The organism is Laspinema sp. D2d (assembly GCF_025370755.1).
Lineage (GTDB): Bacteria > Cyanobacteriota > Cyanobacteriia > Cyanobacteriales > Laspinemataceae > Laspinema.
The window spans coordinates 1-13,596 of record NZ_JAMXFC010000019.1 but is presented as its reverse complement, the minus strand read 5'-3'; the positions used below and the strand labels follow the sequence as shown (position 1 = coordinate 13,596).

General features: G+C 46.5%; 13 protein-coding genes and 1 rRNA gene. 11 read left to right on the top strand and 3 right to left on the bottom strand.

The window, feature by feature from the left end; all coding sequences use genetic code 11:
• The first annotated feature begins 25 nt into the window (after positions 1 to 25).
• The 10 genes from NG796_RS14045 to scpB all read left to right on the top strand — a co-directional run bounded on the left by NG796_RS14045 (position 26) and on the right by scpB (position 11,365).
• The gene (locus NG796_RS14045) at positions 26 to 319 is read left to right on the top strand and encodes a DUF512 domain-containing protein (RefSeq protein ID WP_261207547.1); all 294 of its coding nucleotides are present in this window, start codon (positions 26 to 28) and stop codon (positions 317 to 319) included.
• A gap of 267 nt (positions 320 to 586) precedes the next feature.
• Positions 587 to 1,165 (top strand): PadR family transcriptional regulator, encoded by a 579-nt coding sequence (locus NG796_RS14040; RefSeq protein WP_261207460.1) that lies wholly within the window; start codon positions 587 to 589, stop codon positions 1,163 to 1,165.
• Between the two features lie 86 nt (positions 1,166 to 1,251).
• Positions 1,252 to 3,180 carry an efflux RND transporter periplasmic adaptor subunit gene (locus NG796_RS14035; RefSeq protein ID WP_261207459.1) on the top strand — a complete coding sequence of 643 codons (1,929 nt, stop codon included), beginning with the start codon at positions 1,252 to 1,254 and terminating at the stop codon, positions 3,178 to 3,180.
• Between the two features lie 104 nt (positions 3,181 to 3,284).
• Positions 3,285 to 6,497, top strand: coding sequence for an efflux RND transporter permease subunit (locus NG796_RS14030; RefSeq protein WP_261207458.1), 3,213 nt, complete (start codon positions 3,285 to 3,287; stop codon positions 6,495 to 6,497).
• A 162-nt stretch (positions 6,498 to 6,659) separates the two neighbouring features.
• Positions 6,660 to 6,806, top strand: coding sequence for a ribbon-helix-helix protein, CopG family (locus NG796_RS14025; protein ID WP_261207457.1), 147 nt, complete (start codon positions 6,660 to 6,662; stop codon positions 6,804 to 6,806).
• 14 nt (positions 6,807 to 6,820) lie between these two features.
• Entirely contained in the window at positions 6,821 to 8,755 is a 1,935-nt protein-coding gene (locus NG796_RS14020) for a S9 family peptidase (RefSeq protein ID WP_261207456.1), read from the top strand.
• A 38-nt stretch (positions 8,756 to 8,793) separates the two neighbouring features.
• Positions 8,794 to 9,378 (top strand): rhomboid family intramembrane serine protease, encoded by a 585-nt coding sequence (locus tag NG796_RS14015; protein ID WP_261207455.1) that lies wholly within the window; start codon positions 8,794 to 8,796, stop codon positions 9,376 to 9,378.
• A gap of 147 nt (positions 9,379 to 9,525) precedes the next feature.
• Positions 9,526 to 9,804, top strand: coding sequence for a TIGR02450 family Trp-rich protein (locus tag NG796_RS14010; RefSeq protein ID WP_261207454.1), 279 nt, complete (start codon positions 9,526 to 9,528; stop codon positions 9,802 to 9,804).
• A 39-nt stretch (positions 9,805 to 9,843) separates the two neighbouring features.
• Positions 9,844 to 10,695: an ABC transporter ATP-binding protein gene (locus tag NG796_RS14005; protein ID WP_261207453.1), complete on the top strand. Its 852-nt coding sequence runs from the start codon at positions 9,844 to 9,846 to the stop codon at positions 10,693 to 10,695.
• Positions 10,696 to 10,795: 100 nt separating this feature from the next.
• A complete protein-coding gene (scpB, locus tag NG796_RS14000; protein ID WP_261207452.1) occupies positions 10,796 to 11,365 on the top strand; it encodes an SMC-Scp complex subunit ScpB in 570 nt (189 codons plus the stop codon).
• 71 nt (positions 11,366 to 11,436) lie between these two features.
• On the opposite strand, the gene NG796_RS26470 is transcribed toward scpB, so the two are convergent.
• On the bottom strand, positions 11,437 to 11,916 hold the full coding sequence (locus NG796_RS26470) for a hypothetical protein (protein ID WP_317619309.1): 480 nt from the start codon (positions 11,914 to 11,916) through the stop codon (positions 11,437 to 11,439).
• A complete protein-coding gene (locus NG796_RS26465; RefSeq protein WP_317619308.1) occupies positions 11,897 to 12,298 on the bottom strand; it encodes a pentapeptide repeat-containing protein in 402 nt (133 codons plus the stop codon). The genes NG796_RS26470 and NG796_RS26465 overlap by 20 nt, the downstream gene beginning before the upstream one ends.
• Before the next feature lie 300 nt (positions 12,299 to 12,598).
• Here NG796_RS26465 and NG796_RS13990 point away from each other — a divergent pair, with 300 nt between their 5' ends.
• Positions 12,599 to 13,306: a DUF4230 domain-containing protein gene (locus NG796_RS13990; RefSeq protein WP_261207450.1), complete on the top strand. Its 708-nt coding sequence runs from the start codon at positions 12,599 to 12,601 to the stop codon at positions 13,304 to 13,306.
• A gap of 80 nt (positions 13,307 to 13,386) precedes the next feature.
• On the opposite strand, the gene rrf is transcribed toward NG796_RS13990, so the two are convergent.
• Positions 13,387 to 13,504 (bottom strand): 5S ribosomal RNA (gene rrf, locus NG796_RS13985).
• Between the last annotated feature and the right edge of the window lie 92 nt (positions 13,505 to 13,596).

Here is a 13,596-nt window from a genome sequence, read left to right as displayed (position 1 = left end):
CTGAGGGGATAACGGGGACTGAAAAATCTCCGTCCCGGGTCCACAGTGCAGTAGTGATTTTTGGGGACAACCCATGAGCGTTACTGGTGTTTTAACAGGTCAAGATTTGCTCAACGGGTTGCAAAATAGAAAGTTAGGCGATGCAATTTTGTTGCCCGATGCGATATTAAAACATGGAGAAACAAGGTTTTTAGGTAATGTGACCGGGGAGCATTTGGCGGCTCAATTAAAAACCCCTATATTGCCAGTCAGTGGGATTGATGGATTAATTTTAGGTTGTATTAATGGGATGTCCGAGTTAGTGGAAATGTCAAAATAAACCCGCACCCTTAAGGGTCTGGCTCCACAAACTAAGCCCGCCTGTGCCGACTAACGACAGGGACAATCCCTAAAGATTTCATTCCAATGAAACTTGACAAAATAAATAAATAATGATATACCCAATATCTTTGGCCCCCCACTGTGGGGACTGCATTACTGTGGCTGCACCTTGTGGGGGTGTGGGCAAACATTGACCTCCCCAGAAACTTAACAAAATTTAATCGATTAGGCTATACTGTAGCCTACATATATCAAAATGATATAAATGCTTGAACTCTCTGCTTTAGGACTCCTGCAGCGCCATCCCCTACATGGATACAGGTTGAAGCAAGAACTGGAGCTATTTATGAGTAGCTGCATGAGCGTCAACTATGGAGCCATTTACCCCTTGCTGAAACGCTTGGAGGAACGGGGTCACATTGCGGCGATCGCCCGAGAATCTGGAGACGCGGGTCCCAGTCGCACGATTTATGGGATTACCCCCACGGGGCGCGATCGCTGGCGGCAGAAAATGCTCGAACATCCCCAGGATAGCTGGGTGAAAAGTCGCGCTCGTTTTGCCATTAAATGTTTCTTTTTCAGTGACTTAGAACCGGAGATGAGGCTGGAATTAATGGAGCATCGTTTAGGGCTTTGTCGTGCTCGATATAAAAGTTTCAGTGAAAAAGCTTTGCCGGAGGATTTCTATCAAGTCGCTGTTTGGAATCGACATTGGGATGTTTTGAAATCAGAAATCGAATGGGTGCAAGCACAAATTGCCATTGAAATGAAACAACAGGGGAATCGGGATACAGCCCAAACCCAGGTAGGAAAAAATTACTCCGGCGATCGCCAACTTTCCTAATCTGTTTAAATCCCTTACTTAATTAATAAATCCCCGATAGAACTTTAACATTTTGATTAACAAGTCGAACAAAAACAGGGAAATCCATGAAATCACCTAACGATTCTAATGCCGAACTGAAAACTAAAGAACCTGTAAATTCTGTTGCTCATGAAACCGAATTAGAGCAACAGCTAGACCAACCCTTACGCAATAAAAAACGCCGGTTTAAATGGGCTAGTAGGCAGGGCCGATCGCTGGCTTCTGCTCTGTTTCTGTTGTTATTAGTCGCCGGGGGTGGCACCGGCTGGTATTTTTGGCAATCGCGGCAAACCGCAATGGCGAGTAGCGAACAGAAAGGTGCAGCGGAACAACCCAAAGGGGTAGCGGTGCGATTAGCGACCGTGGAAATGACCAATTTAAGGGAAACCTCGGAGTTTGTCGGGACCTTAGAGGCCCAACAGGCAGCAGTGGTGCGCCCAGAAATGGCCGGAAGGGTGAGCCAGATTGAGGTCAAAGCGGGGGATAAAGTCTCCCAAGGCGATATTATTGCCCGAATTGATACCCGGGAAATTGAAGCTAGACTTCGCCAAGCCCAGGCAGCCCAAGCTCGGGCGCAATCTCGGGTGGCAGAGTTACAAGCGGGAACCCGACCGGAGGAAATAGCCCAAGGAGAGGCCCGTTTAGCCGCAGCGGAGGCCCGATTGGCGGAGGTCCTCGCGGGGACTCGTCCTGAAGAGATTGCTCAGGCACAAGCGCGTTTGCGGCAGGCTCAGGCGCGGTTGGCGGAATTACGAGCGGGGAATCGTCCGGAAGAGATTGCTCAAGCGGAGGCTAGGTTACAACAGGCGCGATCGCGTCTGGAATCTTTACGGGCGGGGAGTCGGGGGGATGAAATCGCCCAAGCTGAAGCCCAAATTGCGGATGCTCAAGCGCGGGTGGAATTAACCACGGAACGGGTGGAACGGAATCGGGAATTAGCGGATCAAGGGGCAATTTCCCGCGATCGCTTTGATGAAGTCGTCACGGAAAGTCGTCGTGCTCAAGCGGATTTACAGCGATTTCGCCAACGGGTGGAGGAGTTGGAAAACCAGCGACGTGAGGAAATTGTAGGTGCTGAATTACAAGTGACGGAGGCGGAACAAGCGTTAGCCCAGGTACAAAGTGGGGCGCGCCCGGAAGAAATTGCTCAGGCGGAAGCGGAGGTTGCGGAAGCCCAGCAATTGCTGAATCAGCGAGAAAATGGCGCACGTCCCGAAGAAATTGCCCGCGCCGAAGCGGAAGTCGAAGAAACCAGGCAAGAGTTACGGCAATTAGAGAATGGGACCCGACCCGAGGAGATTGACCAAGCTAAGGCACAGTTGGCAGAGGCGATCGCCCAAGTGAGAGAGTTGGAAGTCCAGTTACAAGATGCCAATGTCGTCGCACCCTTTGAGGGAATCGTCGGCGATATTCCAGCGAAAGTGGGCGATGTCGTCAGTGTCGGGCAGGAATTAACGACTTTGACCCAAAATGATGCTTTGGAATTGCGGCTGTCAATTCCCCTGGAACGCGGGCCTGAGTTGAAGTTGGGGATGCCGGTGGAAATTACTGATGCCAACGGACAACCCTTGAGTATGGGGAGAGTGAGTTTTGTCTCTCCCACGGTGAATTCTGATTCCCAAACGATTTTAGCGAAGGCAAGTTTTGCCAATCAAGGGCAATTACGCGATCGCCAGTTTGTGAGGGCGAAGTTGGTTTGGGATGAACGGAACAATCGGATTGTGGTGCCAACTACGGCGATTACGTTCCAAGGGGAGGAGCGATTTATCTTTGTGGCGCGAGGGGAGGACCCGGCGACTGCGGAACGAGTGCCGGTACAACTGGGATTAGTCCAAGGCGATCGCGCGGAAGTGATTGAAGGACTGGCAAACGGCGATCTCATTGTCATTTCTGGTTTACAACGGCTCTCCGATGGGGATCAGATTCGTCCGATTGTCGATGAACCACCGGCAGCGAATCCCGAATCTTCCCCGAAGGCAGCACCATCGCGGTAAGCCTCGGTAATTTCAGTAAAGTGAGAATCTAACTTTTAAATTAGTTCTCACTTTCTTTAAAACAATCAGGAATTAGCCCTTAATAATCGCGAATCCCTAACCCAATGTTTACTACTTTTTTTGTCAAACGCCCGGTTTTCGCTTCCGTCTGTTCCCTCTTGATTATCATCATTGGGTTAGTCGGTTATACAAGATTGCCGGTTCAGGAATTTCCCAGTATTGATCCGCCAGTTGTGACAGTATCCACGGTTTATCCCGGTGCCAGTCCTCTGGTGGTAGAAACCGAAGTTACAGAAATTTTAGAAGGTCAACTAAATGGGATTGAAGGGATTAAAACTCTCACTTCCCAAAGTCGAGAAGGGGTGAGTTCCATTACCCTTCAGTTTAACCTCGATCGCGATATTGATTTGGCCGCCCAAGACGTGCGATCGCGAGTTGATCGGGCGTTGCGTCAACTCCCCGAGGATGTCGATACTCCCCAAGTCACCAAACAGGAAGGCGATGTTTCTCCCATCGTGTGGTTTGCCTTATTTGGGGAAAATTATACCTCCCTCGAATTAAGTGACTATGCCGAACAGTTTATTACAGACAATATGGAAACTGTTCCTGGGGTCAGTAACATCTTTATTGGGGGTCAACGGCGCTATGCGATGCGATTATGGATCGACCCAGTGAAGTTGGCAGCGCGGAATTTGACGGTTTTGGATATTGAACGTGCCTTACGTCAAGAAAACTTAGAAATTCCCGGGGGTTTAGTCGAGGGAGAACAATCGGAATATTCCGTACGGGTTCTGGGGAGATTGCAAACGCCGCTGGAATATGAAGACTTAATTATTCAGCGCAATCCTGATGGGACGCAAATTCGATTTAAAGATGTGGGACGGGCGGAAATTGGTGCAGAAAGCGATCGCTCGTTTGTTCGTTTTAAGGGCATTCCCGCAGTTTCTCTAGGGGTTGTAAAGCTCTCCAGTGCCAATACAATTGATGTGGCGCGCGGTGCCAAAGCCAAAATGGAGGAACTCTCCAAAAATTTCCCCGAAGGGTTAAATTATCAGGTAGCTTTTGATACTTCGGAATTTGTAGAACTCGCCATTGATGAAGTTTGGACTTCCCTTTTTCTGGGAACATTGCTGGTTATTCTGATTATCTTTGTCTTCCTACGGGACTGGCGATCGACTTTAATTCCGTCACTCACTATTCCCATTTCCTTGGTAGGCGCATTTGCCATCATGTTTATTCTCGGGTATTCCATTAATACCCTGACTTTATTTTCCTTGACCTTAGCGACTGGGTTAGTCGTGGATGATACGATTGTTGTCCTAGAAAATATTGTCCGGTATATTCAAGAGAAAAATATGAAACCCTACCAAGCAGCTTTGCTTGGAGTGAGTGAGGTAGTCTTTGCCGTAATTGCCACTACCGTTGTGTTAATTGCTGTGTTTGTGCCGGTGGGATTTTCCGGAGGAAATACCGGGCGATTATTTACCGAATTTGCCCTCACTCTCGCAGGTTCGGTGGTAATTTCTTCTTTTGTTGCCTTGACCTTAGCACCGGCATTATCTGCCCGCATTTTAAAGCGAGATGCAGAAATGAAAGGCGGAGTATTTGCGATTATCGAATTCTTTTTTGATCGCATGGAACGGGTATATCGGTGGTCTTTGCGAAAAATCATGCCCTTTAAAGCGATTGTCGTCATTGCCTTTATTGGGTCCTTAGCTTTGACCGTCTTCTTATTTAATCAAGTCCCTAAAGAATTCATTCCCAGCGATGACCGAGGGGCAATTTTTACGATTGTTCGAGGTCCGCAAGGGGTGACGATTAATTACACCGATAATGTGATGCGACAGGTAGAAGAGGCGTATAGTAAAATCCCGGAAGTTAGAAGTTATTTAACCATTGGTGCATTTGGTCGGGGGACTCCTGGTCAAGTGAATCAGGGATTTGCCTTTGTTCGCCTCCAACCTTGGGCGGAACGAACTGAAGCGGGTCAGTCTCAACAGGAGATTATTGGTCGCTTATTCGGTCAGTTTTCCCAGATTACAGATGCGGTCGTTTTACCCATTAATCCCCCTTCTTTACCGGGTGCGGGGTTTAGTCAACCTGTAGAATTTGTGCTGCAAGGCACTGATTTAGAGGAACTGGCTCGGGTTTCGGAAGAGTTGGCAAATCAAGCCAATGAGTTGCCGGAATTAATGAACGTTGACACAGATTTAACCCTGACTAAACCCGAATTATTAATTACCATTGACCGCGCTCAAGCCGCAAATTTAGGTATTTCGGTCCAGGATATTTCCCGAACCTTACAAATCATGTTTGGGGGACAGCAAATCACTAATTTTAACCGAGGAAACCGCCGGTATGAGGTGATTGTTCAATCGGAAAAAGAATTCCGATCTTCTCCCCAAGATATCGAACAAACCTATATTCGCACCGAGTCGGGACAGTCGGTTCCCCTCAGTAGTGTGGTGACGGTTAGTCCTTCAACGACACCCCCGCAAATTAACCACTATAATCGCTATCGGGCCGCAACTATTTCGGGTTCTCCCGCCCAAGGATTTACCTTGGGAGATGCCTTAAATGCTTTGGAAAATTTAGCTCCTTCCGTTATTCCGGCTGATATGCGAGTGACTCTCGCGGGTCAGTCTTTGGAATATCGAGAATCCGGACAATCGACCCTATTTATCTTCGGGTTATCCCTGGTCTTTATTTTCTTGGTGTTAGCGGCTCAGTTTGAAAGCTACATTGACCCAATTATCATTTTATTGGCTGTTCCTTTGTCTCTTTTAGGCGCATTTTCAGCCTTGTTACTGGCGGGGCTAGACTTAAACATTTACAGTCAAATTGGGTTAATCATGCTGATTGGTTTGGCAACGAAAAACTCTATTTTGATTGTAGAATTTGCCAATCAGCGTCGGGAAGAAGGACTCTCAATTACCAAGGCGGCGATCGATTCGGCTAGGGTGAGATTTCGTCCCATTTTGATGACCGCTTTTTCTACCATTTTCGGATTGTTACCCCTAGCATTTGCCACGGGGGCGGGGGCAGCGGCCCGGGTCGCGATCGGGATGTCCGTTGTCGGCGGAATGTTTGTTTCTACGGTATTAAGTTTGTATGTCATTCCGGTGTTTTATACCATTGCGATGAAAGCGCAATATCGGTTAATGCACAAAGGACATGATGAAACAGACAGCACAGTTTCGACAGAACCTGTAGAACAGGAGTCGGTTTCCAATGGGAATGGTCAGATGACCCAAAACTTGAAAAAAGTAGAACAAGAACAAGGCGATCGCAAGAATCTCCCTTCTGGGCGACGCTAACTGACTTGGAAGTTCCATCCTAGTCCGATGGAACTTCCAACCCTCTCTAACTTAATCTTAAAAATCTAAACTTTAAGAAAATAATAAATATTTACCGCTTGCACTTAAAATCACAATGTACTAAAATTTATTGTAACTCTTTTTATAACCACACCCTTGAAAATGGCCCGAGAGGAATTATTACAAATTCGGATCAGCACACCGGAAAAAGAGCGCCTGCAATTAGAAGCAGAGCGACGCGGAGTATCCATGTCCGAAGTGATTCGCGACTATATCAAACGTTTGCCTAAATCCAAAAAAGAATTGTAATTAAGAGATAGAATATGTCTAATCCCCAAATTGCTCCCTATGGCTCCTGGAAATCCCCGATTACCTCCGATGCGATCGTCGCTGGGAGTATTGGACTCGGGCAAATTTTTGGGGAGAATCAAACCCTGTATTGGCTGGAAATGCGACCCCAAGAAGGAGGAAGAAATGTCCTCGTTGCGCGATCGCCTCAAGGAGAAATCCAGGATATCATTCCTGCACCCTTCAACGTTCGCACCCGCGTTTGTGAATATGGTGGCGGTGCTTTTACCCTCAGCAATGGCACTGTTTATTTCTCCAACTTCAGCGATTCTCGTCTCTACTGTCAACCCCTGGGAGAGGAACCACAACCCCTGACCCCGGAAGTGAATATGCGCTACGCTGATTTGACCGTCGATACTCCCCGGGGACGCTTAATTGCAGTGCGAGAAGACCATACCAGCGCAGGAGAACCCGTTACCAGTTTAGTTAGTATTAATTTAGCAGATGGTGCACAGATGCGCGTCTTAGTGGCAGGAGAAGACTTTTATGCCACCCCGCGCCTGAGTCCCGATGGTCAATATCTCTGTTGGTTGAGTTGGAATCATCCTAATATGCCCTGGGATGGTACTGAACTGTGGGTTGCTCAAATTAACCCCGATGGTTCTCTCGGCGAAACCCATCACGTTGCAGGAGGCGTTAACGAGTCCATTTTTCAACCGCAATGGTCTCCGGATGGTACGCTGTATTTTGTATCTGATCGCTCAGGATGGTGGAATCTCTACCGATCGCACCCTACCACCGGCACTATTGAACCCGTCTGCGAAATGTCTGCTGAATTCGGACTCCCTCAATGGGTGTTTGGGATGTCTACTTATGGATTTGCCAGCAGCAGTCAACTGATTTGCACTTATACCCAATTCGGGATCTGGTATTTAGGCAGCATCAATCTGACAACCGGCATCCTCCAGGAAATCACCACCCCCTACACCTCCTTTAGTTCCCTGCAAGTCAACGGCGATCGCGTCGCCTTCATCGGCGGTTCTCCCACCGAACCCACGGCGATCGCGCAATACCATCTCAACACCGGCGAATTACAAATCCTCCGCAAATCCACCACCTTAAACGTGGATCGCGCCTACCTCTCCCAACCGCAACCCGTCGAATTTCCCACAGAAAACGGATTAACCGCTTATGGCATCTTTTATCCTCCCAATAATCAGGATTATATTGCCCCCGAAGGTGAACTACCGCCCCTATTAGTCAAAAGTCATGGCGGACCCACCTCCTCTGCCAGCAGCAGTCTCAGTTTAAGCATTCAATATTGGACTTCCCGGGGATTTGCCATCCTGGATGTCAACTATGGTGGCAGTAGCGGATATGGACGGGAGTATCGACAACGCTTAGAGAATCGCTGGGGAATTGTCGATGTCGATGATTGTGCCAATGGCGCAAAATATCTCGGGGAACAAGGATGGGTGGATAGCAACCGACTGGCGATCGCCGGAGGCAGTGCAGGTGGTTATACAACCCTCTGTGCCCTCACCTACCGGGATGTTTTCAAAGCTGGTGCCAGCTATTATGGAGTGAGTGATTTAGAAGCTTTGGCAAAAGAAACCCATAAATTTGAGTCCCGCTATCTCGATAAATTAGTTGGTCCTTATCCAGAAGCGAAGCAAATTTATATTGATCGTTCTCCCATCCATGCTTGCGATCGCATTTCCTGTCCCGTCATCTTTTTCCAAGGATTAGAAGATAAAATTGTTCCCCCAAACCAAGCAGAAGCGATGGTTAATGCGTTAAAACAAAAAGGTATTCCCGTCGCCTATCTTCCCTTTGAAGGGGAACAACATGGTTTCCGGCGATCGGAAAACATTAAACGCGCTTTAGATGGAGAATTTTACTTTTATTCAAGAATTTTTGGCTTTGAACCCGCCGAAAACTTAGAACCCGTCCCCATCGATAATTTCTAACAACAACCCCGCCCAATTGTCTAGTCAGAGGCAGAACAATGAGCAAAAACAATGTCAAAGCGATCTCCGACACCCTAAAAACCCAAATTCTGATTTTAGGTGGCTTTGTCGCCATCATGTGGATTGTCCAAATTCTCAACCTCTTCCTATTCCGAGGAACGTTAACCTTTTATGGTGTCTATCCTCGCCACCCGGATACTTTACGAGGCATTATGTTTATGCCTTTTTTGCATGGCGGCTTTCCCCATTTAATCGCTAATACTATCCCATTTGTGACCCTAGGCTGGTTCGTCATGGTGCGGGAAATTCGCGATTTTTGGGTTGTCACTGCCGTAACCATGTTAGTCAGTGGATTAGGGGTTTGGCTATTGGGTTCTACCGGATGGCATATCGGGGCGAGTGGACTCGTATTCGGCTATTTAGGTTATCTCCTCTCTCGCGGCTTTTTTGAACGCAACTTACCCTCAATTTTTCTATCCATCATTGTTGGTGTATTGTATGGGGGAATTATCATCGGAGTCTTACCCCTACAAGCAGGAGTCTCATGGGAAGGACATTTATTCGGATTGATAGGCGGTGGAATTGCCGCTTGGTCGTTGTCCCGCCGTCCGTCAATCCCTTAACCGGGCATAATTTGGCGATCGCCTCGGTGAGCGCTTGCTGATATAATAACATTTCTCAACACTATTCGCGTACATTCTTTTGAAGTGCGAGTATTTTGTTCGTGAGTGTTTTAAGCGCTACATATCAAATTTTTAAGGGTGAGAACAATGGCAAAAAAACAAAAATTCCCCTATTTAGTCGGGTCCAAATGGACTTCCAAACAAAAAACTTGGGGATGGAGACATTTTCAAGTGGTGAATCGCAAAAACGAAGGCAAATGGGTGTTTGCAGAAATGGTTTCTGCTTGTGACCCCAACGTTCGCTTTTGGATTAATGCCACCCAATTTAAAGATAAAACCCTCTGGCAAGCTGGTTGGCAAACTTTACAAGAAATGCAATCCCCGCCTGAACAAGACTTTTTAGATACTCTAATTCACCTTTCATGATACAGTCAGGAAAGAAAAATCCACTTGACCTAAATTTCCATGAGTGCTGCGGTTACCGTCGAAAACGTCCAAAAAGTTTATAACAAAGTCCCGGTGGTCAACGACTTATCGTTTACCATTGAACCAGGAGAAATGTTTGGCTTGCTAGGACCCAACGGTGCAGGCAAATCCACCACAATTCGGATGCTCACCACCCTAACACAACCCAGCAGTGGGAGTATCAAAATTGCCGGATATGATGTACATCGTCAACCCATCCAGGTGAAGCAGTGCATCGGCGTTGTATTACAACAAGTCAGTGTGGATAATGACCTCACCGTCTGGGAAAATATGGAGTTTCACGGGCGACTCCATCATATTCCGAACCGGGAACGGCAAGAGAGAATCAAGCAATGGCTGAATTATGTCGAACTCGGCGATCGGCAAGATAGCCTGGTAAAAACCCTATCAGGCGGCATGAAACGGCGCTTACAAATTGCCCGAGCCTTGTTACATCAACCTGATATCTTATTTTTAGATGAGCCAACCGTAGGACTTGACCCCCAAACTCGGCGCAGGTTATGGGAAATTATTAAAGATTTAAACCGCCAGGGGATGACAATGTTGCTCACCACCCATTACATGGATGAAGTGGAATACCTGTGCGATCGCATTGGGATTATGGATGGGGGAAAATTAATTGAATTGGGGACACTCAGACAGTTTAGAGAAAAACATGGAGAAGGGTTGCTGATGAAACAAATAGGCGATCGGTGGGAATATAAATTTTTCTCCGACATTGCCGCCGCGAACACTTACCTAGAACAACAACCGGACAAAACCGGGTTAATGGTTCGTCCTTCTAACCTAGAAGATATTTTTGTCGAACTCACCGGACGTCAGTTAGACTAAGAAACTCAGAACGTTTAACTAAACAAGTTAAATGTCGAACGAACTCCACAGCGTTTAAAATATTTTGTGGTTAGAGGTGTTGGATGCACGGAAATCGTCAATGTCAAGTTTAGCCAGCCAGATTGAAGCCATACTGTACTTAAAAGGGAAACCGCTTGCGATCGCGGAAATTGCCGAATATGCCAACTGCGACAAAGAAACCGCAGAAGAAGCACTCATTCAACTCATTAATGATTATGCTCACCGAGACAGCGCTTTAGAAGTGCTAGAAACCGAAAACGGCTACAGCTTGCAACTGCGAGAAACGTTTCAAGACTTCATGCATCGCTTAATTCCCGCAGAATTAGGCGTCGGTGCCTTGAGAACCTTAGCAGCGATCGCTATCAAAGGCCCCCTCAGCCAAACCGACTTAGTAGAACTGCGCGGTTCAGGAGCCTATCAGCACGTTCAAGAGTTAGTCCAACAAGGGTTTGTCCGAAAACGCAGACAACCCGAAACGCGATCGTTCTCCCTGCAAGTCACCGCCAAATTCCATCAATACTTCCAGCTAGATCAACTACCCAAACAGCTAGAATTACCCTTCCAACAAGAACAAAATTCCGAAAGCGATGAACCCGATGAATTTGATGAAACCCCAGAACAATTCTCGGAAGAATCACCCATTGAATAGAGAGGAAAAAACGCTCTGTGTTCTCATTCCTAATGGTTGAAGGTGAAAAAAAGCGAGGGAAATAGGAATTTCTAAGCTTGACTCAACGCTTGTAAAAATTCCAACACCACCCAATCACTGTCTTCCGTACATTGGGTAACCGGGTAATGGTGGATGATGCGGATTCCCTGAGTTTGCAGAAGGCGATCGGTTTCTGCCTCATCCTCCTCCACCCCCTCCACGACGAGAATCCCCAATTTACCCTCAGAACAAACCAGAAAATGAGGAGTTTGATTTGTCCGACCCTCCGGAGTCGTCAATCGCGCCGTCGCGTTCGGGAAAAACAAAACCCCCGCGCGATCGAGTGCTTCTGCAATCTTCACCTCTGCCTGGGATCGAAACTGCCAACCATTCCAGAAATGAGAACTGGATTCAGAATTTGAATAGGCGATCGGGTTTATTCCCGGTTCGGCGTTGCTCTCAACTTTGTCTACTCCAACCTTATAATCCGGCCTTTTCCCTGTGTAGAAATCAGATTGACTATCTTGAGCTTCACTTATTATAAGTTCCATATAGCTTGGCTACGCTTAGGTTAGCACCACTCAGGCTCGAACCGCATAAGCTTGCACCACTGAAATTCACGCCAATAACCTGATTGCGATGTACAGTTATTTTATTCCGCCGTAAATATCGCTTCAGAACAGACTGGAGATTACCCTTTTTAACCTTTTCTCCGAATGCTTCTGAGAGTAACTTCCTGAGTTTAGCACCTGGATCCTTTAAATAATCAGGGTCATACCCAGTAGTTTTAGAAATTTCGCGATAAGAGAGACCTTTGCAAGACTGACGCAACACGATCTCTTGAACGTGGTTGAGGCGTTGATAATCGAGTACCGTTTCTATGATCGCGAGACCTTCCTCAATCGTCATCGCTCCAAGTTCCTCAAAAGTCATGATAATTTAACAAGAGGGAGTCAGGTAATCCAATCCTCATGCTGCTGCAACTGAGTATGCTGCAAGTGGGTATCCGCGAACTTTGTACTGTCCAGATGTAACACCTAAAAATCAAAAAAATAAGTAAAGATTATTTAAGATTTTAAACAATATGATTGACAGAAAAATTTTGTGTGTACAATAGACGATAAGCGCTGCTATACCATCAGGCTTATCGCTGGGTTAGTCGGTCGGATAGTGTGATCGGCGATAGCTGTCAGTATTTAAGTTTCTTCTAGCTAAATACCAGGAGTTTTTTGGATGAATTCAAGCAACAGTCAAAGGCATTCATTTGGAAAGGCATTTGAAAATCCACTTTTCCAAAAAATAATCATTTATATTCTATTGTTTTTATTCCTACAATTTTTGCTTTTTCAACTGAATGGAGCAGTGCGGAGTACATTTTATTCTATAAAGCAGGCGCTTTTACCTACAACCGAAACAACTGTAGAAATCAGAAACATCCTAATTAGCGGACTCCAAAATATAAATGAACTGACAACTACTCAGATGTCTACTAAAGCTACAGTGGATTTTAAAGAAGAACGGAAAATTTTTGAGCGGGTACCTTTAGGGGACACTCATGTAGTTTATGAAGCAGTGGGAACCGTGCAAGCGGGAATAGACTTAGATCAACTTGAGGTTAAAAAAATAGATCTAGCCAACCATAAGGTTCGGATTATATTACCACCGCCTCGAATCATGAAAGCATTTCTTGACGTTGAGGGCTCTCATGTTGTTATACATTTCCGCCGTTGGTTTGGCCGTCCAGTAGAATCAGACCTACAAGAACGAGCGCAAAGAGAAGCTTTAGCTATAATTAAAAAAGAAGTCTGTACCAATAATATTTTGGATAACGCTAATCAACAGGCTAAAAAGGTGGTCGAAAACATTTTACATAGTTCGGGCTATCAAGAAGTTATTGTAGATACTCAACCCCCCGGAATTAATGCTTGTCGGGGAGTGTAAATCAGAGGAATAAACTGATTTACACTCAATTAAAACTACAAAACCCCAACACTTTCGTATTGGGGTTTTGTCTAATATTGACCGGGCACCGAGCTATTTTCCCAGGAGGCAACCCTCCAAGTATCTTCGCCGCAGTCGCGTTTCACGTCCGAGTTCGGGAAGGAATCGGCGTGGGGCCACGAAGCCATAGGCACCCGGAAAGGTGTGAGAGTGATAAACCCTCAAGACTGCATAAAGAAAAGAAATCAAAGATTAAATTGAAGCGGTGATGAGGTCAAGCCCTCGGTCTG